The sequence below is a fragment of the Variovorax multivorans genome, from assembly GCF_051216835.1.
Lineage (GTDB): Bacteria > Pseudomonadota > Gammaproteobacteria > Burkholderiales > Burkholderiaceae_C > Variovorax.
The window spans coordinates 1-22,904 of sequence record NZ_JBPJZL010000006.1 but is presented as its reverse complement, the minus strand read 5'-3'; the positions used below and the strand labels follow the sequence as shown (position 1 = coordinate 22,904).

General features: G+C 64.5%; 26 protein-coding genes. 21 read left to right on the top strand and 5 right to left on the bottom strand.

All coding sequences use genetic code 11. The annotated features are described in order from the left end of the window. Positions 1-23 precede the first annotated feature (23 nt). The 8 genes from ACSFCA_RS16330 to ACSFCA_RS16295 are packed head-to-tail and all read left to right on the top strand — an operon-like array spanning position 24 to position 7,958. Entirely contained in the window at positions 24-866 is an 843-nt protein-coding gene (locus ACSFCA_RS16330; protein WP_435460523.1) for a helix-turn-helix domain-containing protein, read from the top strand. 18 nt (positions 867-884) lie between these two features. Then, positions 885-1,760, top strand: a complete 876-nt coding sequence (locus ACSFCA_RS16325; RefSeq protein WP_093058707.1) for a branched-chain amino acid ABC transporter permease — start codon at positions 885-887, stop codon at positions 1,758-1,760. 7 nt (positions 1,761-1,767) lie between these two features. After that, complete coding sequence (locus tag ACSFCA_RS16320) at positions 1,768-2,844, top strand: branched-chain amino acid ABC transporter permease (RefSeq protein ID WP_435460524.1); 1,077 nt, start codon at positions 1,768-1,770, stop codon at positions 2,842-2,844. After that, positions 2,841-3,659 (top strand): ABC transporter ATP-binding protein, encoded by an 819-nt coding sequence (locus tag ACSFCA_RS16315; protein ID WP_435460525.1) that lies wholly within the window; start codon positions 2,841-2,843, stop codon positions 3,657-3,659. The genes ACSFCA_RS16320 and ACSFCA_RS16315 overlap by 4 nt, the downstream gene beginning before the upstream one ends. Next, a complete protein-coding gene (locus tag ACSFCA_RS16310; RefSeq protein WP_435460526.1) occupies positions 3,656-4,429 on the top strand; it encodes an ABC transporter ATP-binding protein in 774 nt (257 codons plus the stop codon). The genes ACSFCA_RS16315 and ACSFCA_RS16310 overlap by 4 nt, the downstream gene beginning before the upstream one ends. 5 nt (positions 4,430-4,434) lie before the next feature. Beyond that, a complete protein-coding gene (locus tag ACSFCA_RS16305) occupies positions 4,435-6,291 on the top strand; it encodes an AMP-dependent synthetase/ligase (protein ID WP_435460527.1) in 1,857 nt (618 codons plus the stop codon). A 34-nt stretch (positions 6,292-6,325) separates the two neighbouring features. Beyond that, on the top strand, positions 6,326-7,489 hold the full coding sequence (locus tag ACSFCA_RS16300; protein WP_093058712.1) for an ABC transporter substrate-binding protein: 1,164 nt from the start codon (positions 6,326-6,328) through the stop codon (positions 7,487-7,489). A gap of 7 nt (positions 7,490-7,496) precedes the next feature. Beyond that, the gene (locus tag ACSFCA_RS16295; protein WP_093180133.1) at positions 7,497-7,958 is read left to right on the top strand and encodes an EVE domain-containing protein; all 462 of its coding nucleotides are present in this window, start codon (positions 7,497-7,499) and stop codon (positions 7,956-7,958) included. A 17-nt stretch (positions 7,959-7,975) separates the two neighbouring features. Here ACSFCA_RS16295 and ACSFCA_RS16290 read toward each other — a convergent pair whose 3' ends face one another. Then, positions 7,976-8,629 carry a MarC family protein gene (locus ACSFCA_RS16290; RefSeq protein ID WP_258352504.1) on the bottom strand — a complete coding sequence of 218 codons (654 nt, stop codon included), beginning with the start codon at positions 8,627-8,629 and terminating at the stop codon, positions 7,976-7,978. A 2-nt stretch (positions 8,630-8,631) separates the two neighbouring features. Beyond that, complete coding sequence (locus ACSFCA_RS16285; protein ID WP_435460528.1) at positions 8,632-9,378, bottom strand: SDR family oxidoreductase; 747 nt, start codon at positions 9,376-9,378, stop codon at positions 8,632-8,634. A 73-nt stretch (positions 9,379-9,451) separates the two neighbouring features. On the opposite strand from ACSFCA_RS16285, the gene ACSFCA_RS16280 reads away from it, so the two are divergent. Then, positions 9,452-10,063, top strand: a complete 612-nt coding sequence (locus ACSFCA_RS16280) for a 2-hydroxychromene-2-carboxylate isomerase (RefSeq protein WP_435460529.1) — start codon at positions 9,452-9,454, stop codon at positions 10,061-10,063. A gap of 48 nt (positions 10,064-10,111) precedes the next feature. Then, positions 10,112-10,795: a dienelactone hydrolase family protein gene (locus ACSFCA_RS16275; RefSeq protein WP_258352507.1), complete on the top strand. Its 684-nt coding sequence runs from the start codon at positions 10,112-10,114 to the stop codon at positions 10,793-10,795. 52 nt (positions 10,796-10,847) lie between these two features. Here ACSFCA_RS16275 and ACSFCA_RS16270 read toward each other — a convergent pair whose 3' ends face one another. Beyond that, positions 10,848-11,762, bottom strand: a complete 915-nt coding sequence (locus ACSFCA_RS16270; protein ID WP_258352508.1) for a LysR family transcriptional regulator — start codon at positions 11,760-11,762, stop codon at positions 10,848-10,850. Positions 11,763-11,895: 133 nt separating this feature from the next. Between ACSFCA_RS16270 and ACSFCA_RS16265 the strand changes: the two genes are divergently transcribed. Then, positions 11,896-12,222 carry an alpha/beta hydrolase gene (locus tag ACSFCA_RS16265; protein ID WP_258352509.1) on the top strand — a complete coding sequence of 109 codons (327 nt, stop codon included), beginning with the start codon at positions 11,896-11,898 and terminating at the stop codon, positions 12,220-12,222. A 219-nt stretch (positions 12,223-12,441) separates the two neighbouring features. After that, positions 12,442-12,810: a DUF4148 domain-containing protein gene (locus ACSFCA_RS16260; protein WP_093058720.1), complete on the top strand. Its 369-nt coding sequence runs from the start codon at positions 12,442-12,444 to the stop codon at positions 12,808-12,810. A gap of 83 nt (positions 12,811-12,893) precedes the next feature. Here the strand turns inward: ACSFCA_RS16260 and ACSFCA_RS16255 are convergent, their stop codons facing one another. Together ACSFCA_RS16255 and hemB are read right to left on the bottom strand one after the other, a co-directional pair. Beyond that, positions 12,894-14,045 carry a magnesium transporter CorA family protein gene (locus ACSFCA_RS16255; RefSeq protein ID WP_258352510.1) on the bottom strand — a complete coding sequence of 384 codons (1,152 nt, stop codon included), beginning with the start codon at positions 14,043-14,045 and terminating at the stop codon, positions 12,894-12,896. A 17-nt stretch (positions 14,046-14,062) separates the two neighbouring features. Further along, the gene (gene hemB, locus ACSFCA_RS16250) at positions 14,063-15,076 is read right to left on the bottom strand and encodes a porphobilinogen synthase (RefSeq protein ID WP_435460530.1); all 1,014 of its coding nucleotides are present in this window, start codon (positions 15,074-15,076) and stop codon (positions 14,063-14,065) included. 340 nt (positions 15,077-15,416) lie between these two features. On the opposite strand from hemB, the gene ACSFCA_RS16245 reads away from it, so the two are divergent. The 9 genes from ACSFCA_RS16245 to ACSFCA_RS16205 all read left to right on the top strand — a co-directional run. Further along, the gene (locus tag ACSFCA_RS16245; RefSeq protein WP_056522085.1) at positions 15,417-15,845 is read left to right on the top strand and encodes a CopD family protein; all 429 of its coding nucleotides are present in this window, start codon (positions 15,417-15,419) and stop codon (positions 15,843-15,845) included. A gap of 14 nt (positions 15,846-15,859) precedes the next feature. Further along, on the top strand, positions 15,860-16,987 hold the full coding sequence (locus tag ACSFCA_RS16240; RefSeq protein WP_435460539.1) for a VanZ family protein: 1,128 nt from the start codon (positions 15,860-15,862) through the stop codon (positions 16,985-16,987). Between the two features lie 51 nt (positions 16,988-17,038). Next, on the top strand, positions 17,039-17,392 hold the full coding sequence (locus ACSFCA_RS16235; protein ID WP_258352513.1) for a (2Fe-2S) ferredoxin domain-containing protein: 354 nt from the start codon (positions 17,039-17,041) through the stop codon (positions 17,390-17,392). 36 nt (positions 17,393-17,428) lie between these two features. Continuing rightward, entirely contained in the window at positions 17,429-18,061 is a 633-nt protein-coding gene (locus ACSFCA_RS16230; RefSeq protein ID WP_435460531.1) for an alpha/beta hydrolase, read from the top strand. Between the two features lie 40 nt (positions 18,062-18,101). Then, positions 18,102-19,271 carry a D-alanyl-D-alanine carboxypeptidase family protein gene (locus ACSFCA_RS16225; RefSeq protein ID WP_435460532.1) on the top strand — a complete coding sequence of 390 codons (1,170 nt, stop codon included), beginning with the start codon at positions 18,102-18,104 and terminating at the stop codon, positions 19,269-19,271. A gap of 204 nt (positions 19,272-19,475) precedes the next feature. Further along, the gene (gene rpsL / locus ACSFCA_RS16220) at positions 19,476-19,853 is read left to right on the top strand and encodes a 30S ribosomal protein S12 (RefSeq protein WP_013543948.1); all 378 of its coding nucleotides are present in this window, start codon (positions 19,476-19,478) and stop codon (positions 19,851-19,853) included. Between the two features lie 150 nt (positions 19,854-20,003). Then, entirely contained in the window at positions 20,004-20,477 is a 474-nt protein-coding gene (gene rpsG, locus ACSFCA_RS16215; protein WP_013543947.1) for a 30S ribosomal protein S7, read from the top strand. Positions 20,478-20,573: 96 nt separating this feature from the next. Continuing rightward, positions 20,574-22,673 (top strand): elongation factor G, encoded by a 2,100-nt coding sequence (gene fusA / locus ACSFCA_RS16210; RefSeq protein ID WP_258352518.1) that lies wholly within the window; start codon positions 20,574-20,576, stop codon positions 22,671-22,673. A 119-nt stretch (positions 22,674-22,792) separates the two neighbouring features. Continuing rightward, positions 22,793-22,904, top strand: a 112-nt coding sequence (locus ACSFCA_RS16205; RefSeq protein WP_435460540.1) for a GTP-binding protein, incomplete at its 3' end; no start/stop codon positions are given.

The following is a 22,904-nucleotide window of genomic DNA, read 5'->3' as shown; positions in this document are numbered from 1 at the left end:
CACCGATGCAGGAGACAAACACCATGCAGCGAACAAGGACGACGCCGCCAACGCACACAAGGTTGAGCGGCGCCGCACGGCAGGGGGAACGCCTGATGTGGCTCACGCCGCATCGCGTGTTCTATGCCGGCCTGCTCGGCGCCGCCGCCGAGCGCACGATGGGCGGGCACGGCGTGTACGTGTCGCCCGCCGGCGCGCCGCCCAACCGCATCCGCATCGGCGGTGGGGCGTGGATGACCGGTGAATTCATCGTGGTGCCGCCGCACGTGCTGCACCAGGTGGAGAGCGCGCATCCACTGATCTTCAACCTGCTGATCGAATCGGAGTCGGTCGACCCTGCGCGCATGCCGGCCTTTTTGCAGCACTGCGGCCCGGTCGAGGCGCCGGCCTTCGTGCAGCGCGTGCGCGAGGCCCATGCGCACCTGCTGGCGGCCTCGGCGCGCGGCATGAGCTTCGAGGGCTTCGACTTCGATGCGATGTTCTTTGGCGAAGCGCTGGCGCCGCGCGCGCTCGATGCGCGCATCCGCAAGGTGGCCGACGCAATCAACGCCGACCCCGCCACGCCGATGTCAGCCGAGGAGTGCGCAGCCTCGGTGCACCTGTCTTTCTCGCGCTTCCTGCATCTGTTCAAGCAGGAGACTGGCATGGCCTTCAGGGCCTTCCGCGCCTGGAAGCGTGCGCGCAGCCTGCTGCGCTACGTGCAACAGGGCAGCACGCTGACCGACATCGCGCTCGACACCGGCTACCCCGACTCGACGCACTTCAGCCATTCGATTCGCCAGGTCTACGGCCTCAAGCCCAGCGACATCGTGGCCGGCTCGCGCCGCCTCGCGCTGCACGACGCGGCCGGCGGTTTCAGGCAGTAAGCGCGGCGCAGGGGCCCTATGCAGATTCTTCAACTCCTGCTGTCGGGCATTGCGCAAGGTTGCATCTACGGCCTGATCGCGCTGGGCTTCGTGCTGATCTACAAGGCCACCGAAACCGTGAGCTTCGCGCAGGGCGATTTGATGATGCTCGGAGCCTTCGGCGCGTTCGCGGGCATGTCGCTGTTCGGCATGCCGTTCTGGCTCGCGGCGATCTTCGCGGTGGTGGCGATGGCGGCCTTCGGCGTTTTGCTCGAACTGGTGGTGATACGGCCCATCCTCGGGCAGCCGCAGTTCTCCATCGTGATGCTGACCATCGGCATCGCCTACGTGGCGCGCGGGCTCATCACCATGGTGCCGGGCATCGGCACCGAAACGCACACGCTGGCCGTGCCCTACAAGGACCAGATCTGGAAGCTTGGCGAGCTGGTGGTCAACCTGGAGCAGCTGGCGATCATCATCGCCACGGCCATCCTGTGCGGCCTGCTGTTCGCGATGTTCCGCTACAGCAAGCTGGGCATCGCGATGCAGGCTTCGTCGCAGAACCAGCTGGCGGCCTACTACATGGGCATTCCGGTGAAGCGGCTCAACGGGCTGGTGTGGGGGCTCGCGGCGGCGGTGGCGGCCATTGCGGGCATGCTGCTCGCGCCCATCACCTTCGTGCACGCGAACATGGGCTTCATCGGGCTGAAGGCCTTTCCGGCAGCGGTGGTGGGTGGCTTCGGCAGCCTGCCGGGCGCCATCGTCGGCGGGCTGGTGATCGGCATCGTCGAGTCGTTCGCGGGCTTCTACCTGCCCGACGGTTTCAAGGACACAGCACCATACATCGTGGTGCTGCTGATGCTCATGATCAAGCCGAACGGATTGTTTGGCGAGAAGCTGCGCAAGAAGGTGTAAGTCTCATATGCGCTTCATCTTCAAGACCAGCTACGACCAGGACATTCGCCTTGCGCGCCACGGCGGGCATGTGTTCTGGTATGGCTTGCTCATTGCGTTCCTCATCGTCGCGCCTTGGGTCATCGACGAGTACTGGCTGGCGCAGCTGACCTTCGTGCTGATCTACGGGATCGTCGGGTTGGGGTTGATGCTGCTGGCCGGCTTCACGGGGCAGTTTTCCATCGGGCATGCGGCGTTCCTCGGCACGGGTGCGTATACGCAGGGCGTGCTGACGAATCTTGGCGTGCCATTTCCGCTGGCGCTGGTGGCTGCCGCAGCGTTGTCGGCGGCGGTGGGCGTGGTGGTCGCGCTGCCGGCGTTGCGCGTGAAGGGTATCTACCTCGGCATCGCGACGCTGTCGTTCGGCTTCATCGTCGAGGAGGTATTTGCGCGATGGGAGAGCGTGACGGGTGGCAATGCGGGCTTGCACGTGAAGTCGCCGCAGCTCTTCGGCTGGTCGCTGGGCTCGGGTGACGGGTTCTACTTTCTGTGCCTGGTGGTGGCGGTGCTGAGCACGCTGGGCATCCTGAACCTGCTGCGCTCGCCGACCGGGCGGGCCTTCGTCGCGATCCGTGATTCGGAAATTTCGGCGCAGAGCATGGGCATTCACCTCGCGCGCTACAAGACGATGTCGTTCGCGATCTCGGCCGCGCTCGCGGGACTGGGCGGGGCCTTGTATGCGCACAAGCTCAGTTTCATCTCGCCGGACCAGTTCAGCATCCTGCAGTCCATCGACCTGCTGCTGATGGTGGTGATCGGCGGGCTCGGTTCGGTGCACGGCGCGTTCCTGGGCGCGATCTTCCTGATCGCGATGCCGCAGCTGATCTCCATCGGGAAGGACTTGCTGCCGGCGGTCATCGGCCAGGCGCCGGGGCTCCAGGGGCTGGTGTATGGCGTGGTGCTGATTGCCTTCGTGCTGTTCGAGCCGCTGGGCCTGTACGGCCGTTGGCTGAAGATCCGCACCTGGCTGCAGCTCTTTCCGTTCTACCGCAGGGGGCTGTTCAAGCGGCAGAAGTCGTTCACCAAGTCGGACCGGCTGAGATGAGCAGCGACGTTCTTCTTTCCGCCAAGGATCTGAGCGTGCGCTTCGGCGGTGTGCTGGCGGTCAACAAGGTGAGCTTCGACGTGCGGCGAGGCGAGGTGTTCACGCTGATCGGCCCGAACGGCGCGGGCAAGACGACGGTGTTCAACCTGATCAGCCGCATCTACACGCCGACCACGGGCGAGATCACGTGGCATGGCGAGGGGGGCGGCCCGATTGCGCTGACGCAGCAGGCGCCGCATGCGATTGCTGCGTTGGGCATTGCGCGCACTTTCCAGAACATCGAGCTGTTCGAGCACGCGACGGTGTTGCACAACCTGCTGATCGGTCGCCACACGCACCGGCAGACGGGGTTCTGGAGCGAGGTGTTCTTCACACCTGCGACGCGGCGAGCGGAGATTGCTGCGCGCGAGAAGGCGGAGCAGGTGATCGAGCTGCTGGACCTTCAGCACCATCGCGATTCGATGGTGGCGGGGTTGCCTTATGGCGTTCGCAAGGTGGTGGAACTGGCGCGTGCGTTGTGCACGGAGCCGAAGTTGTTGCTGCTCGATGAGCCGTCTTCAGGCCTCAATGTTGAAGAGACTGCGGATATGGCTTTCTGGATTCAGGACATTCAGCATGAGCTGGGGGTGTCTGTCTTGATGGTCGAGCACGACATGTCGCTTGTTTCGAAGGTGTCCGATCGGGTGCTGGCGATGAACCAGGGCGAAGTGTTGGCCACTGGGTCTCCTCGCGAGGTGCAGGCGGATTCGCGTGTTATCGAGGCTTATCTTGGGACTGTGGATGACGTGAGCAGTTTGAGGAGGGTGGCGGCGTGAGCGACGCAGTCCTCCAACTCCTCAATGTCGAGAGCGCTTATGGCCCCATCAAAGCCATCAGAGGCGTGAGCCTGAAAGTCAGGCAAGGCGAAATTGCCACCGTGCTCGGCTCCAACGGCGCGGGCAAGACAACGATCCTCAAGACCATCTCCGGAATCATCGACCCCCGCAAGGGCAGCATCGAATTCCAGGGCAAGGACATCACCGCCAAAGACCCGGCCTACATCGTCCAGCAGGGCCTGAGCCACGTGCCCGAGGGCCGCGAGGTGTTTCCGCTGCTGTCGGTGAAGGACAACTTGCTGATGGGCGCCTACGCCCGGAAGGATCGCGACGGCGTGGCGCGGGACATGGAGACGGTCTACACCTACTTCCCCATCCTGCGCGAACGGGCCGCGCAGGACGCAGGCCTGCTTTCTGGCGGCCAGCAGCAGATGCTTGCCATCTCGCGCGCGATCATGGCCGCGCCGCATCTCATTCTTCTTGATGAGCCCAGCCTTGGCCTGAGCCCGAAGCTGACGAAGGAGATCTTCGAGATCGTCGTGCGCATCAACCGCGAGCGCGGCACCACGATCTTGCTGGTCGAGCAGAACGCCAACATGGCGCTCAATGCGGCCGATCATGGCTACGTGCTGGAGAACGGCCGCATCGTGATGGAAGACTCCTGCGAACGCCTGAGGGAGAAGGAAGACATCAAGGAGTTCTACCTCGGCGTGAAGGACGACGGCGTGCGCGGCGAGCGGCGCTGGAAAAAGAAGAAGACCTGGAGGTAGCCACCATGCAAGGACTCTGGGAACTCAACACCTTCGAACCCCGGCTCGACGTCGTCGTGCCCGGCGACACCATTCCCGCGATGTTCTGGAATGCCGTGAAGCAGCGCGGCGACAACATCTGGATGCGGCAAAAGGAGCTGGGCATCTGGCGCAGCTGGAGCTGGCACCAGACGGCCGACGCGGTGCGCGAGATCGCGGCCGGGCTCCAGGCCATCGGCTTTGCGCCGGGCGAGTGCGCGTCGATTTTGTCGAACACCGTTATCGAATGGGTGCTCGCCGACCTGGCCGTGCTCAGCTGCGGGGGCGTGTCCAACGGCATCTACCCGACCGATGCGGCTTCGCAGGTGCACTACCTCTGCGAAGACTCGCGCACCACCGTGCTCTTCGTGGAAGACGACGAGCAGCTCGACAAGGCGCTCGAAGTGCGCGCCGGCCTGCCGGGCCTGCGCTGCGTGATCGTGTTCGACATGGAAGGCTTGCGCGACCTCGACGATGCGGCGGTGATGAGCCTCGACGCGCTGCGTACCCTCGGCCGCGCGCACCTGGCCGCAGACCCGCAGGCCGTGGAGCGCACTGTGGCGGCCTGTCGGCCCGAAGACCTGGCCATCCTCGTCTACACCTCGGGCACCACCGGCAAGCCCAAGGGCGCGATGCACAGCCATGCCGGGCTCGTGTACACCGCGCGCGGCTACAACACGCTCATCGCGCAGGACGAGAAAGACGAGCGCATGTGCTTCCTGCCGCTGTGCCACATCGCCGAGCGCATGGGCGGTGAGTACTTCGCGATGTACACGGGCTCGATTCTCAACTTCGTCGAGAACCCCGAGACGGTGCCTGAGAACGTGCGCGAGATTGCGCCCACCGTGTTCACGGCCGTGCCGCGCGTGTGGGAGAAGTTTTATTCGGGCGTGATGATCGCGCTGAAGGAAGCCAGCCCGCTGCAGCAGGCCGCCTACAAGTGGAGCATCGGCGTGGGCGAGGAGATCGCCAACCGCGTGCTGGCGGGCGAAGACGTCGGCCCGGTGCTGAAGTTCAAGTTCAGGCTGGCGCGCGTGCTGGCGCTGGACAACGCACGAAAGCTCATCGGCATCCACCGGTCGCGCTTTCTGGTGACGGGCGCGGCGCCTATTTCGCCCGAGCTGGTGAAGTGGTATCTCGCGCTCGGCGTGCCGATGCTGGAGGTGTGGGGCATGACGGAGTCGTGCGGGGCTTCCACCGCCGTGCCGGCCACGCGCATCAAGCCGGGCTCGATCGGGCCGGCCACTGGCTACAACGAGGTGCGCATCGACGCCGCCTCCGGCGAGATTCTGGTGCGCGGCCCCAATGTCTTCATGGGTTACCTCAACCTGCCCGAGAAGACCGCCGAGACCATCGACGCCGAAGGCTGGCTGCACACCGGCGACGTGGGCGTGATGGACGAGGACGGGTATTTCCGCATCACCGACCGGATGAAAGACATCATCATCACGGCGGGTGGGAAGAACGTGACGCCGAGCGAGCTGGAGAACGAGCTCAAGTTCAGCCTCTACATCACCGATGCCGTGGTCATCGGCGACAAGAAGCCCTACCTCACGGTGATCGTCATGATCGACCAGGAGAACGTCGAGAAGTTTGCGCAGGACCACGACGTGCCGTTCAGCAACTACGAGAGCCTGACGCGCACGAAGGAAGTGCAGGATTTGATCCAGGGCGAGATCGATCGCGTCAACGCCAGGTTCGCGCGTGTCGAGCAGATCAAGAAGTTCTTTCTGCTCGAAACGCAGCTCAGCGCCGAAGACGAGGAGCTCACGCCCACGATGAAGCTCAAGCGCAAGCTGGTGCAGACCAAGTACGCCGAGCGCATAGAAGCCATGTACCGGTGATTCGTTTTTTTCGTCAACCCGAGGAGACAACCGCATGAAGCTCAAGACACTGACGACGCTGGCCGTGCTGGGCCTGATCGCGACGCTCGCGTCCGCGCAGCAGCAGGGCGTGAGCAAAGACGAGATCCGCATCGGCACCATCCAGGACCTGTCGGGTCCGCTCGCGGGCTTCGGCAAGCAGGCGCGCAACGGCATGCAGCTGCGGGTGGACGAACTCAACGAGCAGGGCAGCCTCAACGGCCGCAAGCTCAAGCTGTTCGTCGAAGACTCGGGCTACGACCCGAAGAAGGCGGTGCTGGCCGCGCAGAAGCTGGTGAACCAGGAAAAGATCTTCATCATGGCCGGCCACATCGGCACGGCGCAGAACATGGCGGCAATGCCGGTGCAGTTCGACAAGAACGTCGTCAACTTTATGCCCATTACCGCGGCGCGCGAAATGTACGAGCCGCTGAACCGGCTGAAGTATTCGTTCGCGGCCACCTACTACGACCAGATCCGCCTGGCGCTGCCGAAGATGATCAAGGACAAGGGCGCCAAGAAGGTCTGCACCATCTACCAGGACGACGAGTTCGGGCTCGAGGTGCAGCGCGGCGCCGAGGCCGGCCTGAAGGCCGCGGGCATGGAGCTGGCCGAGAAAACCTCGTTCAAGCGCGGCGCCACCGACTTCAGCTCGCAGGTCGCGAAGATGAAGGCAGCCAACTGCGACCTCGTGGTGCTCGGCACCATCATTCGCGAGACCATCGGCACCGTGGGCGAGTCGCGCAAGACCGGCTTCAACCCGACCTTCCTGGGTTCGAGCGCTTCCTACACCGACCTGATCCACAAGCTGGGCGGCAAGGCGATGGACGGCGTCTACGCCACCATGACGGTGCAGAACCCCTACACCGACGAGCAGTCGCAGCCGCTGCGCTTCTGGGCCAACAAGTACAAGACCAAGTTCAACGAAGACCCGACGGTGTTCTCGGTGTACGGCTACGTGATCATCGATTCGTTCATCAAGGCGGCGACCAAGGCCGGCCCGAACCTCACGACCGACAGCTTCATCAAGGCCATGGACAGCATGACCTTCGAGCCCGACATGTTCGGCAGTCCGAAGAGCAGCTACACGGCCACCAAGCGCCTGGGCAACGACCAGTCCCGCCTGTCGCAGATCAAAGACGGCAAGTGGGTCGTGGTTTCGGACTATGTGACACCATGACGGGACCATGCCCAATTACTGGTTGATGAAATCCGAGCCCGACGAGGTCTCTATCGACGATGCGCTCGCCGCGCCCGGCGCCACTGTGGCGTGGACCGGCGTGCGCAACTATCAGGCACGCAACTTCATGCGCGACGGCATGAAGGTCGGCGACGGCGTGCTGTTCTATCACTCGAGCTGCCCGGAGCCGGGCATTGCCGGCATAGCGCGAGTGGCTTCGGGCATCAAGCCCGATCCGACGCAGTTCGACGCGAAGTCGCCCTACTACGACGCAGGCTCGAAGAAGGACGACCCGCGCTGGCTGCTGGTGGATGTGCAGGCGGTGCGCAAGACGCGGCTGCTGGCGCTCCCCGAGTTGCGCGCCAGGCCGGAGCTGGCCGAGCTGATCGTGCTGCGCAAGGGCAACCGGCTGTCGATCACGCCGGTGGAGCCTGCGCACTGGAAGATCATCGAGAAGATGCTGGCCTGAGCCGGCTGGCTTGATGTTCAGCTGATCTTGTTCAGGATCGGGAACAGCTTGCCGAGCCCGTCGGCCATCACCTCGACCGCGAGCGCCGCAAGAATCAGCCCCATCAGTCGCGTCATGATGTTGATGCCGGTCTTGCCGAGCACGCGCGCGATCGGCTGTGCGAGCGAGAAGGCCAGGGCAGTGGCCAGCGCCACCACCACGCCGTAGCCCACCAGAATTGCAAGCTCCCACAAGTGCTGTGCCTTGTCGGCGTAGATGACCACGGTGGAGATGGTGGCAGGGCCGGTGAGCAGCGGAATGGTGAGTGGCACCACCGCGATCGATGCGCCCATCGACGCCTTCACCTCGGTGGCGCGCAGTTCCTCGACGTTGGTCTTGCTCTCGGCCGGCTGGGCGTTGAGCATCGACAGCGAACTCATGAGCAGCAGCAGCCCACCGCCGACCTGGAAGCTCGCGATGGAAATGCCGAAGAAGGACAGCAGCTGCAAGCCCAGCAGCGCGCTCACCGCGATGACCACGAACGCGCTGAAGGCCGACATGCGCACCGTGTGGCGGCGCTGCGCGTCGCTGTAGCCCTGCGTGTAGTGGATGAAGAAGGGCACGATGGCCAGCGGGTTGACGATGGCCACCAGCGTCACCAGCGGCTTGATCAGGTCCATGGAGGTGCTCATGTTCAGCGGCCTCCGGTAACGTCGAGCAGGGCCATGGTGGTGTAGCTGGCCTCCGGCGACAGCAGCCACAGGATCGCGCCGGCAATCTCGTCGGCGCTGCCGGTGCGCTGCATGGGCACGGTGGGCGCGAGGTCGAAGGCGCGGTCGGGCATGCCGCCGGAGGCGTGGATCTCGGTGTCGATCAGGCCGGGGCGCACTGCGTTGACGCGAATGCCTTCGGCGGCCACTTCCTTGGCCAGGCCGATGGTGAAGGTGTCGATGGCGCCTTTGCTGGCGGCGTAGTCGACGTACTGGTCGGGCGAACCCAGCCGCGCGGCGCCGCTGGAGATGTTGACGATGGCGCCGCCCGCGCCGCCGTAGCGGGTGCTCATGCGCCGCACGGCCTCGCGCGCGCAGATGAAGCTGCCGATCACGTTGATGCGGAACATGCGCTCCAGCCGCGCCACGCTCATGTCGGCGACGCGCGCCTGCACGTCGACCACGCCGGCGTTGTTGACGAGGGCTGTGAGGCGGCCGAATCTGGCATCGACCTTCTGGAACATGGCGAGCACCTGCGCCTCGTCGCCCACGTCGGCCTGCACGGCCATGGCGGCGCCGCCGTTTGCGCGGATGGTGCGCACCACCTCGTCGGCGGCCAGCGAATTGCTGGCGTAGTTGACGGCCACCGCATAGCCGCGCTGCGCGGCGAGCAGGGCGGTGGCGGCGCCGATGCCGCGGCCGCCGCCCGTGATCAAGAGCACCTGGTCCAAAACCTACCTCCTGCAGAGAAACTGCGTGTCAGTTAAAACCGTTGGCTTGGATTACATCATCGGGGGCACGCGCATGAGCACCAGCAAGAGCAAGACGATTGACTACTACTTTGCGCCACAGAGCCCGTGGACCTACTTGGGGCATTCCCGCTTTGCGGCGATTGCCGCGGCCGCCGGCGCCACGGTGCGCGTGCGGCCCATCGACATGGGCAGCGTGTTTCCCGTGTCCGGCGGGTTGCCGCTGGGCAAGCGCGCGCCGCAGCGGCAGGCTTACCGGCTGGTCGACCTCGCGCGCTATTCGAGCTATCTCGGCCTGCCGCTGAACGTCAAGCCGAAGTTCTTTCCGGTGGCCAGCGACGACGCGGCGCGGGTCATCATTGCGGTCGACATGCACGACGGCACTGAGGCTGCCATGCGCATGAGCGAGGCGGTGTTCGCGGCGGTGTGGGTGCAGGAGCGCAACATCGGCGACCCGAAGGTGCTCGATTCGCTGATCGTCGAGTGCGGGCTGTCGCCCAAGCGTGGCGAGCAGTCGCTGAGCCAGGCGGTGCAGGAGCGCTACGAGGCCTACACGCAGGAGGCCATCGACATCCAGGTGTTCGGCGCGCCCAGCTACGTGATCGACGGCGAAATTTTCTGGGGGCAGGACCGCCTCGACTTCGTCGAGCGGGCGCTGCGCCCGTAACCCCGGCATTCATTCATCTATCTGTTTGCCATCAAGGAGCAAGACAACATGGGTCAATTCATCGATCTCAAGGCCAAGGACGGCTTCAGTTTCCCCGCCTACGTGGCCGAGCCGGCGGGCAAGCCGCGCGGCGCGGTGGTCGTGGTGCAGGAAATCTTCGGCGTCAATTCGCACATCCGCTCGGTGGCGGACGGCTATGCGGCAGAGGGCTACCTGGCCGTGGCGCCGTCGACCTTCCAGCGCGTCAAACCGGACGTGGAGATGGGCTACTCGGAAGACGACATGAAGAACGGCTTCGGCCTGAAGACCGCTGTCGAGGCGCTGCCGGCGCCGGGCGTGCTGCAGGACATCGAGGCGTCGATCGCCTACGCGTCGAAGGCCGGCAAGGTCGGCATCGTCGGCTACTGCTGGGGCGGCTTGCTGGTGTGGCGCTCGGCGGCGCTGCTGCCGGGCCTGGCTGCTGCCGCGCCTTACTACGGCGGTGGCATGACCTCGCCGGAAGAAACGGCGCGTCAGCCCAAGGTGCCGGTGCTCGCGCACTTCGGCAACCAGGATCACTGGATTCCGCTGGACACCATCGAGTCGTTCAAGAAGGCGCATCCGGAGGTGGAAGTGCATGTGTATCCGGTTGGCCACGGTTTCAACTGCGACCAGCGCGGCTCGTACAACGCCGACGCGGCCAAGCTGGCGCGCGAACGCACGCTGGCGTTCTTCGCCAAGCATCTCGCCTGAGCCTGCGTTCGTCCTCCAATGAAAAAACCCGGCACTGCCGGGTTTTTTCATTTCATGAATGGCTCGGCTTGCGTGCCGTGGCGCCCGGGCCGACTCGGGTCTGAAGGAAGTCGAGCAGCGCGCGCAATGCAGCGCTGTTGTGGCGCCGTTGCAGGTAGGCGGCCGAAAACCACACGTCCTTGCGCGCGTAATCCTGCAGCACGGGCACCAGCTCGCCGTGGTCGAGGTGCGATTGCACGAGGATCGACGGCAGGTAGATCACGCCAAAGCCATGCATGGCCACGCGGATCAGCGGTGCGCCTTCGGTACAGTCCATGCGGCTTTTCACCGGTACGTCGATCGGCGTGCCGTTGTCGTCGAAGCGCCACGCCGGCTGCTGGCCCTGCGCCGAGAACGTGAGCGCGTCGTGGCCCGACAGGTCGCGCGGATGCTCGGGCTTGCCGTGCTTCTTCCAGTAGACCGGCGAGGCGCAGACCACCATGTTCATGAGCCGCAGCTTGCGCACGATCAGGTTCGCGTCCTCGATGGGGCCGCTGCGCAGTTCGACGTCGATGCCTTCCTCGGCGAGGTCGACGGCGCGGTTGGTCAGCTGCAGGCTGATGGTCACGTCGGGGTAGTAGCGCATGAAGTCGGCCAGCAGGTTCGGAAACTCGCCGCTGCCCATGCCGTGCGGGGCAGAGATGCGCAGCCGCCCGCCGGGTTGGCTGGCGCGGTCCTGCAGCTCGGACTGGGTGAGCTCGACCATCTCGAGCATCGGCGTGCTGCGCTCCAGCAGCAGCTGGCCGGCGTCGGTGAGGCTCACGGAACGGGTGGAGCGGTTGAGAAGACGCACGCCGAAGCGGGTTTCCAGCTCGGCCACATACTTGCTGACGGTGGCCTTCGACATGTCGAGCCTCTTGGCTGCCTGGGAAAAGCTGCCGTGCGAGGCGACTTCCCGGAAGGTTCTGATCAGATCGAGACTGTCCATGTGAATGAGTCCATTGTTTCCGTTTTGGGAACGCGATGGTTCGATTCTCCCGGGTTTTTCCTAACTGGCTTGGGCGACACTTCGGTTACACGCCGACGTCGCCAGCCTGGCTGGGCCGTTGGAAGGAACTGAAATGAAGATCCCGAACATCATTGCCGCTGCCGTCCTGTTGTTGCTCGCCGCCTCCGGCGTGCAGGCGCAGGGCTTCGAGCCGGTGCAGCCGCTCAAGACCGTCACCAGCCGCAGCGATGTGGTGGCCGGCGCCGATGCTGCGGCGCGCGGTGGCAATGTCTATGGCGACGTGGTTGCGGCGCCCCTGATCTCGCGGCCGAGTTCGCTGGATCGGGCGTCGGTCCGCGCCGAGGCCGTGGCTGCCGCTCACGCGCCGAACCAGAACCTGGACCGCCGTGCCTTCGTCAACAGCGAAGTGCCGCCGCAGTTCCAAGCCTCGCGGCGATAAGCCGGAAGCCTCCTCCTGCAAGGCCGGGCCGGTGCGAACCGGGCCCGGCTTTTTTCTGCTGGCATGCCTTGATGTCGGCATTGTTTCAATAGAGGAAACACGGTGTCTCTGAACAGAGTGTTTTGGCATGGCAGTTCGCCCGGAAACTCGCCGCACAGGCAAGCGAACCAGCAAGCCTGGTGGACGAACCATCCAACGAACATCCTAGGAGAACTGAATATGAAGACCTCGCAAATCCTCGCCGCTGCCGCCCTGACCCTGCTGGCCGCCGTTGGCGCTCAAGCTGAAACGTACCAAGGCGTGAACACCGCCGTCTCGACCAAGAGCCGTGACGAAGTCAACGCCGAAGCCGTGCGCGCCGCATCGGCTCCGAACCAGAACGTGACCCGCGGTTCGCGCGGCCCGGAAACGGTCGCCGTGTCGAAGGACCGCGCAATCGTCCAAGCCGAAGCCGTTCGCACCTCCTACGCTCCCGACCAGAACGTGACTGGCGGCTCGCGCGTCAACAGCCGCGTCATCTCGACCATGCAAAACCCGATGGACGCTCGCGTTCAGGCCGAGCAAGGTTCGGGCGCTGTCGCCAAGTAATTGAAGCGGTCCCTTGGGGCCGTCGAAATGCAAAAGGGCCACGCGAAAGCGTGGCCCTTTTTCTTTGGTTGGCGATTCCGGAATCAGCGCGTACGCGCGAGATAGCGCTTGCGCCAGAAGATCAGCACCAGCGCCACCGCGATGACCAGCATCGACGTCATCGCGATCCAGAAGCCGTCGGCCTTGTGCACCAGCGGTATGAATTCGAAGTTCATGCCGAAGATGCCCGCGATGAGGTTCAGCGGCAGGAACACAGCGGTGAGCACCGTCAGCACCCGCATGATGTCGTTGGCGCGGTGGCCCTGGACGCTGAAGTGCATCTGCACGGCAGTCTCGGCGTTCTGCTCCAGCCGGTGCACGTGGTGCACCACGCGCTCGATGTGCTCGAGCACGTCGCGGCTGCGGATCATGATGAGTTCGCGCTCACGCAGCTCCGTCTCGCCCTTGGGCACGGGGAGCGTCTCGAGCGAGTCGATCCAGTCCTGCATGGCGGCGCGCTGGTCTTCGCAGATCTCGTCCAGGTGATGCAGCGACTGGCGCGCCTCCATCAGCGCGCCCCAGTTCGTGAAGCGGCTGCGCGGGTCGATCAGTTCGGTCTGCCAGTGGTCGAGCTGCTTGGTGAGTTCGCGCCGCAGGTCGAGGTAACCGTCGACGATCTGGTTGATCACGCGCAGCATCAGGTCCGAAGGGCTGGTCGGCAGGCGGGCCGAGGTGGCGCGCACGTCGAGCGCAGGGGCGCCGCGGTCGTCGGGCGAGGCGGCCGCCAGCAGGCGCGTGGCGAAGGCGTCGCGCACCGCGCCGTCTTCCGGGTGCACCGATAGCAGCACGCGGTCGAACACCGCGAAGCCCACCGGGCGGGTGTCGACGCGGCGCAGCACGGGCGGGCCGCTGCGGGGCAAGGGCGGGGCCTCGCTGCCATTGCCCTTGCCGTTGCCCAGCGCCGCCTGGCCTTGTCCGTTGGCCAGCCGCCGGAACACCAGCACGTCGTACTGCGAGGTGTAGTCGTAGTGGGAGGGCAACTGGTCGTTGAGCAGGTCGGCCACGTGCAGGTCGACCAGTTGCGTGAGGCACAGCGTCTGCAGGATCTGCTGCACCTCGGCCAGCGAGGCCCGGAATTCCTCCCGCGTGAGCGAGATCCAGAGGTAGCCGCCGGTGCCGCACGCGCCCGGTACGGTCAGCGGTGCCAGCGCGGCGTGCTCGCTGACCTGCGAGCGGGTAATTTCGAAGATGCGCATGCCGTGCTGGGGCGCCGTTACTTCTGCAGCAGGCGCGCGGCGTCGAGCGCGAAATAGGTCAGCACGCCATCGGCGCCGGCGCGCTTGAAGGCCAGCAGGCTTTCGAGCACCACGGCGTCGTGGTCGAGCCAGCCGTTCTGGGCGGCGGCCTTGAGCATCGCGTATTCGCCGCTCACCTGGTAGGCGAAGGTCGGCACATGGAACTGGTCTTTCACGCGGCGAACGATGTCGAGGTAGGGCATGCCGGGCTTCACCATGACCATGTCGGCGCCTTCGGCGATGTCGATGGCGACTTCGCGCAGGGCCTCGTCGCTGTTGCCGGGGTCCATCTGGTAGACCTTCTTGTTGCTCTTGCCGAGCGTGGCAGCCGAGCCCACGGCGTCACGGAAGGGGCCGTAGAAGGCGCTGGCGTACTTGGCGCTGTAGGCCATGATGCGCGTGTGAATGTCGCCGCGGGCTTCGAGCGCGGTGCGGATGGCACCGATGCGGCCGTCCATCATGTCGCTTGGCGCCACAATGTCCACGCCGGCCTGCGATTGTGTGAGTGCCTGCTTCACCAGTACTTCGACGGTCGCGTCGTTGAGGATGTAGCCGGTGTCGTCGAGCAGGCCGTCCTGGCCGTGGCTGGTGTAGGGGTCGAGGGCAACGTCGGTCATCACGCCCAGTTCGGGGAAGCGCGCCTTGAGGGCGGCCACCACGCGGGGAATCAGCCCGTCGGGGTTGAAGGCCTCACTGCCATCGGGCGTCTTGAGGCTGGCGTCTATCACCGGAAACAATGCCATCACCGGGATGCCGGCCGCCACGCACCGCTCGGCCACGGGCAACAGTTGGTCGAGGCTCAGGCGGTCCACGCCGGGCATCGAAGGGACGGCATCGCGACGTTTCTCGCCTTCCTGCACGAACACCGGATAGATCAGGTCGTTGACCGTCAGCGCGTGTTCTCGAACCAGATTACGGGTGAAAGCGTCGCGGCGCAGGCGCCGCGGCCGCCCGGCGGGGAACATGGCCAGGGGGGAAGAAGATGACGTCATATATACAAAATTGTGCCTGAAGCGATCTTTCACAGACTTTCTCTCCGAGTGTCCAGTTGTCTGACAACTACGGAAATTCGTAGAACCAAGGTACTCAAATTTTTGCTTCAAATGTCAAAGAAAGTGCCTCAGTCGCTTGAAACCTTGTTTCGTCTTTGTTAAATTCTGAAGCGGGCGGCTTGCCGCTCCCCGCTTTTCCTCCCTGAGCGGGTGCCTTGATGTGTGACAGCAAAAGGGCTTCCCAGCCCGACGTGAAGACGTCGGGCTTTTTTTTGCCCGTCGTACGGGGGCATCGCCGCAAAAGAGAGGTCTGCAAGAGGGGCGCCACTAAACTGCCGCCATGCTCTGGGTCAAATCTCTTCACATCGTCTTCATTGCAAGCTGGTTCGCGGGGTTGTTCTACCTGCCCCGGATCTTCGTCAATCTGGCGATGGTGCCGCCCGAGTCGGTGGCCGAGCGGGAGCGGCTGCTGTTGATGGCGCGCAAGCTCATGCGATTCACGACTTTCCTGGCGGTTCCCGCGCTCGGCTTCGGCCTGTGGCTCTGGCTGGGCTACGGCATCGGGCGCGGCCCGGGCAATGGGTGGATGCACGCCAAGCTGGCGCTGGTGCTTGTGGCCATCGGCTACCACCACGGCTGCGGCGTGCTGCTGCGCCGCTTCGTGGCGGGCGAGAACCGGCGCAACGACCGCTGGTTCCGCTGGTTCAACGAGCTGCCGGTGCTGCTGCTGCTGGGCATCGTGATCCTGGTGGTCGTCAAGCCGTTCTGAGCCCGGTGCACACGGTGGAGAGGCCGCACAAGTCCGCCGCGCTCCCCCTGGCGCTCGCATACGCGGCGCTGATCGTCTACGCCAGTCTGTATCCGTTCGCCGACTGGCGCGACCAGGGGATCGCGCCGTGGGCCTATCTGTGGGCGCCCTGGCCCAAGTACTGGACGGGCTTCGACTTCGCCGTCAACGTGGTGGGCTACGTGCCCTTCGGCTTCCTGTGCGCCCTGGCGGTGTTGCGCACGCGCCGGGCCACCAGCGTCTGGCACGCAGTACTGCGCGCCACCGTGGCGGGGGCGGCGATCTCGTTCGCCATGGAGACGCTGCAGAGCTACCTGCCCGCGCGCATTCCTTCCAACGTAGACCTGGGGTTCAACACGACAGGCGCCGTCCTCGGCGCTGTGCTGGCGGCCGGACTGGAACGGCTGGGAGCGGTTGCGCACTGGAGCCGCGCGCGTTCGCAGTGGTTCACCGAGGACTCGCGCGGCGCGCTGGTGCTCCTCGCGCTGTGGCCTTTTGCACTGCTGTTCCCGGCGGCGGTCACCTTCGGGCTGGGGCAGGTGTTCGAGCGGCTCGAAGTGGCAATCTCCGAATGGCTGCTCGACACGCCCTTCATCGACTGGCTGCCACTGCGGCAGTTCGAGCTCGAACCGCTGGTGCCGGCGGTGGAACTGCTGTGCGTGATGCTCGGCGCGCTGGTGCCGTGCCTGCTGGGCTATCTGGTGGCGCGCTCCGTGGTCCAGCGCGCGGTTCTGCTGCCGCTGACGCTGCTGGCCGGCATCGCGGCCTCGGCGCTGTCGGCGGCATTGAGCTACGGGCCCGAGCATGCATGGGCGTGGCTGGGCCTGCCGGTGCAGGTCGGCATGGCTGCGGCACTTTTCGCCGGCGTGCTGTTGCTGTTCGCGCCGCGCCGCTTGTGTGCGGCGCTGCTGCTGGTGGGGCTCGTGCTGCAGCTGAGCCTGCTGAACCAGGCGCCCGAAAGCGCGTACTTCGCCCAGACGCTGGCCACCTGGGAGCAGGGACGCTTCATCCGCTTCCACGGGCTGGCGCAGTGGCTGGGCTGGACCTGGCCCTTCGCGGTGCTGGCATACGTGGTGGTCACCCTGTCGCGCCGGGGGCGGCCCAACGCCGTCGCATCGGTCTGAACGTTTGAAGGTATCGACACGAGGCCAAGGGGCGGTCACTAAAATCTGCTGATGCCCAGCTCCTCCCCCGCCGCGCCGTCCGGCTATTACGGCCGCCACATCTTCTTTTGCCTCAACGAGCGCAAGAACGGCGAAGACTCCTGCTCCAAGCACAACGCACAGGAGGGCTTCGACCGCTGCAAGGCGAAGGTCAAGGAAGAAGGGCTATCCGGGCCTGGCAAGGTGCGCGTCAACAAGGCCGGCTGCCTCGACCGCTGCGCGGGTGGGCCGGTGGCTGTGGTGTACCCCGAGGCCGTCTGGTACACCTTCGTTGACGGCGATGACATCGACGAGATCGTCGAGTCGCACCTGAAGAACGGCCAGGTCGTCGAGCGGCTGCTGCTGCCTCCCGATGTCGGACGCTGAACTTTTCCGCCGACCCTCCGCTCGTACCTTGCGCCAATGAATTCCCAGACCGAAAAGATCAGCCTCCAGGGCGCCGCCGGCGCAATCGAGGTTCAACGCGACCAGCCTGCCGGCACCCCGCGCGGCATCGCGGTAATCGCCCATCCGCATCCGCTGTTCGGCGGCACGATGGACAACAAGGTGGTGCAGACGCTGGCGCGTGCATTCGTCGCCAGCGGGTGGACCACGGTGCGCTTCAACTTCCGCGGCGTGGGCGCCAGTGAAGGCGTTCACGACGAAGGGCGCGGCGAGCTGGAAGACATGCTCAATGTCGTCAGCCAGCTCGCGCCTGAGGGGCCGCTGGCGATTGCCGGATTTTCATTCGGCGCGTTCGTTGCGACCGGTGCCGCCGCAAAGCTCTGGACCGAACGCGACATCCGCCAGATCGTGCTGGTGGGCACGGCCGCCGCGCGCAACACCGTGGCCACGCTGCCGGCCGAGGCGCACGAGCGCATGCTGGTGGTTCATGGCGAAGCCGACGACACCGTGGCGCTGTCCGCCGTGATGGACTGGGCGCGGCCGCAGTCACTTCCTGTCACAGTCGTCCCCGGGGGCGGCCACTTCTTTCACGGACAATTGCCGCTGCTCAAAAGTCTCGTGGTCCGCCATCTGCGCGCGGACATCGCATGAAAGCCTCACAGGCTTGTTTTCGTCTCTTTCCAAACTCCCCATGAATCGTTTTCTTGGCGCGCTCCGCGCGCTGGTCTTTACCGCCGTCGCATCCGTCAGCCTGATTGCTGCCGCCCAGGTGCCAGCACCGCCTGAAATTGCTGCGCGCAGCTATCTGCTGCTCGACGTGACCGCGAACCAGATCCTGGCCCAGAAGGACATCGACAGCCCGGTCGAGCCGGCTTCGCTCACCAAGCTGATGTCCGCTTACCTGGTGTTCGATGCGCTGCGCGCCAAGAAGATCACGCTGACCCAGACGCTGCCGGTCAGCCCGCGCGCCTGGAAAATGCCCGGTTCGCGCATGTTCATCGACCCCAAGATGCAGGTGCCGGTGGAAGACCTGATCAAGGGCCTGATCGTGCAGTCGGGCAACGACGCCACGGTGGCGCTGGCCGAGGGTGTTGGCGGCACGGTGGAGCACTTCGTCGAGATGATGAATGCCCAGGCCAAGGCGCTGGGCATGAAGAACACGAGCTACAAGAACCCCGAAGGCCTGACGGCGCCCGGCCACACCACCACGGCCCGCGACCTGAGCATCCTGGCGACCCGCCTGGTGCGCGACTTCCCCGAGGAAGCCAAATACTACGCAATCAAGAAGTACCGCTACCCGGGCACCCCGTCGACCAACGACACCAACCGCAATCTGCTGCTGTTCCGCGACCCGACCGTCGACGGCCTGAAGACCGGGCATACCGAGGCGGCCGGCTACTGCATGATCGCCACCGCCAAGCGCGATTTCCCCAACCTGACCGGCGGCCGCCGCCTGCTGTCGATCGTGCTGGGAACCACGGGCGAGACCGTGCGAGCCAACGAGTCGCAGAAGCTGCTGAACTGGGGTTACACGGCCTACGACGCCGTTCGCCTGTTCGACGCCGGCCAGCCGGCTGCCACCCCGGCCGTCTGGAAGGGCAAGGCCAACACGCTGAAACTGGGCCGTCCGGAGCCCATCGTGGTCGCAGTGCCGGCCGGCACTGCCAGCAAGATCAAGACCCAGGTGTCGCGCCCCGATCCGCTGGTGGCGCCGTTCACCAAGTACCAGGCCGTCGGCTCGCTCAAGGTCACCCTGGACGACCAGCCGGTTGCCGACGTGCCCCTGGTCGCCCTGGAAGCCGTCGAGCAGGCAGGGATATTCGGCCGCGCCTGGGATGCCGTGCGGCTCTGGATCAAGTAAGTCTGAGGAGTGACAAGGTCGCCAGCGATCTTCCGCCGCGGCTGACCTTGCCGTTTCAGACTCGTTTGCTATACTCGTGGGCTTTTCGGAAATTTCCGAAGGGTTTCACGTTTTCGTTATTCCCGGCTTCCTTGCCTTGCGTCACGTCAAGGACCAAGGGCGGTTTTGCAACCAGGGCCGGGTTGTTTTGGGACTAATTCATTCATGCCAACCATCAATCAACTGGTGCGTCAGGGTCGAACGGTCGAAAAGATCAATTCGAAGAGCCCTGCCATGCAGAACTCGCCGCAACGTCGCGGTGTCTGCACCCGCGTCTACACCACGACGCCCAAGAAGCCCAACTCGGCGCTTCGTAAAGTTGCCAAGGTCCGTCTGACCAATGGCTTCGAAGTCATCTCCTACATCGGCGGCGAAGGCCACAACCTGCAGGAACACAGCGTCGTGCTGGTTCGCGGCGGTCGTGTCAAGGACTTGCCCGGTGTGCGTTACCACATCGTGCGCGGTTCGCTCGACTTGCAAGGCGTGAAAGACCGCAAGCAGTCGCGTTCCAAGTACGGCGCGAAGCGTCCCAAGAAGGCTTAAGCCTTCCTGTCGTCAAAAAACAAACGGTGTTCGGTTGCCTTGGCGGGCACATCGAACGAAGTGACCCACTGTCGGGTCGAGTAAGTGAGAGTCCTGACTGGCTCTCGCGGTGCCGGAAACGGTGCCAACTGAAGCAAAGAGGTTAGAAAAATGCCACGTCGTCGCGAAGTCCCCAAACGTGAAATCCTGCCGGATCCCAAGTACGGCAATGTCGAGCTGTCCAAATTCATGAACGTGATCATGGAAGGCGGCAAGAAGGCGATCGCCGAGCGCATCATTTACGGTGCTCTCGACTTCATCGAAAAGAAGAACCCGGACAAGGATCCTCTCGAAGCATTCACCGTTGCCATCAACAACGTGAAGCCGATGGTCGAAGTGAAGTCGCGCCGCGTTGGCGGTGCGAACTATCAAGTGCCGGTCGAAGTCCGTCCTGTCCGTCGCCTCGCCCTGTCGATGCGCTGGATCAAGGAAGCTGCCCGCAAGCGCGGTGAAAAGTCGATGGCCCTGCGTCTGGCCAACGAACTGATGGAAGCCACGGAAGGCCGTGGCGGCGCCATGAAGAAGCGCGACGAAGTGCACCGCATGGCAGAAGCCAACCGGGCGTTCAGCCACTTCCGCTTCTAAAAATCAAACTTCGCTTGGGCGTTGGGTGCTGAGTGTCGGGCGTTGTGCCCGTGCTCGGGGCCCAGCGCTCAACGCATTTCAACCCGAAAGTAAATCATGTCCCGCAAGACCCCCATCGAGCGCTACCGCAACATCGGCATCTCCGCGCACATCGACGCTGGCAAGACCACGACGACCGAACGTATCCTGTTCTACACCGGTGTGAACCACAAGATCGGTGAAGTGCACGACGGCGCCGCCACGATGGACTGGATGGAGCAAGAGCAAGAGCGTGGCATCACGATCACGTCCGCTGCCACCACCTGCTTCTGGAAGGGCATGGCCGGCAAGTTCGACGAACACCGCATCAACATCATCGACACCCCTGGCCACGTGGACTTCACCATTGAAGTCGAGCGCTCGATGCGCGTGCTGGACGGCGCTGTCATGGTGTACGACGCCGTCGGCGGCGTGCAGCCCCAGTCGGAAACCGTCTGGCGCCAGGCCAACAAGTACAAGGTGCCCCGTCTCGCGTTCGTCAACAAGATGGACCGCACCGGCGCCGACTTCCTGCGCGTGCGCCAGATGATGGTGGACCGCCTGAAGGCCAACCCCGTCGTGATCCAGATCCCGATCGGTGCCGAAGAGCACTTCCAGGGCATCGTCGACCTCGTGAAGATGAAGGCGATCATCTGGGACGAAGACAAGGGCGTGACGTTCCAGTACGGCGAGATTCCCGCCAACCTGACCGACGTCTGCAACGAATACCGCGAAAAGCTCGTCGAAGCGGCTGCCGAAGCCAGCGAAGAGCTGATGAACAAGTACCTCGAAGGCGGCGAGCTGAGCGAGGAAGAAATCAAGAAGGCCATTCGCCAGCGCACCATCGCCGGCGAAATCCAGCCGATGCTGTGCGGCTCGGCCTTCAAGAACAAGGGCGTGCAAGCCATGCTCGACGCCGTCGTCGAATACATGCCCGCGCCGACCGACATTCCCCCGGTCAACGGCTTGGACGAAGACGAAGCGCCTGTCATCCGCAAGGCTGACGACAACGAGAAGTTCTCGGCCCTGGCATTCAAGCTGATGACCGACCCGTTCGTGGGCCAGTTGACCTTCGTGCGCGTCTACTCCGGCGTGCTGACCAAGGGCGACAGCGTCTACAACCCGGTGCGCGGCAAGAAGGAACGCATCGGCCGTATCGTGCAGATGCACGCCAACAACCGCGAAGAAGTCAACGAAATCCGCGCCGGCGACATCGCTGCCTGCGTGGGCCTGAAGGAAGTCACCACGGGCGAAACCCTGTGTGACCCGACGGCGATCGTGACGCTCGAGCGCATGGTGTTCCCGGAATCGGTGATCTCGCAGGCCGTCGAGCCGAAGACCAAGGCCGACCAGGAAAAGATGGGCATCGCCCTGCAACGCCTGGCTCAGGAAGACCCCTCGTTCCGCGTCAAGACCGACGAAGAATCGGGCCAGACCATCATCGCCGGCATGGGCGAGCTCCACCTTGAAATCATCGTGGACCGCATGAAGCGCGAATTCGGCGTGGAAGCCAACGTGGGCAAGCCGCAAGTGGCTTACCGCGAAACGATCCGCAAGACCGTCGAAGACGCCGAAGGCAAGTTCGTTCGCCAGTCGGGCGGTAAGGGCCAGTACGGTCACGTCATCCTGAAGCTCGAGCCGCAAGAGGCTGGCAAGGGCTTCGAATTCGTCGACGCCATCAAGGGCGGTGTGGTTCCTCGCGAATACATTCCCGCGGTGGAAAAGGGCGTCGTGGAAGCGCTGACGCAAGGCGTGCTGGCGGGCTACCCCGTCGTGGACGTCAAGGTCACGCTGCACTTCGGTTCGTACCACGACGTGGACTCGAACGAAATGGCGTTCAAGATGGCCGCAATCTTCGGCTTCAAGGAAGGCGCCCGCAAGGCCAGCCCCGTGATCCTCGAGCCGATGATGGCCGTGGAAGTCGAAACGCCTGAAGACTACGCCGGCAACGTGATGGGCGACCTGTCGTCCCGCCGCGGCATGGTGCAGGGCATGGACGACATGGTCGGTGGCGGCAAGGCCATCAAGGCTGAAGTGCCGCTGTCGGAAATGTTCGGCTACTCGACCACGCTGCGCTCGATGTCGCAAGGCCGCGCGACGTACACGATGGAGTTCAAGCACTACGCTGAAGCCCCCCGTAACGTCGCCGAAGCCATCGTGGCCGCTCGCGCCAAGTAAGTATTCAATTTCGAATCTGTCTGCGACCGTGTGCCCCTCGCTGCCCGTGGCGAGGGAACCAGCAATGCGGTGCAGACATAAAACCCAATCACGGGCACTGCTCTTTCAAGGATTGAAAAATGGCAAAAGGTAAATTCACCCGCACCAAGCCGCACGTGAACGTGGGCACGATTGGTCACGTTGACCACGGCAAGACGACGCTGACGGCTGCGATCGCAACGGTTCTGTCGG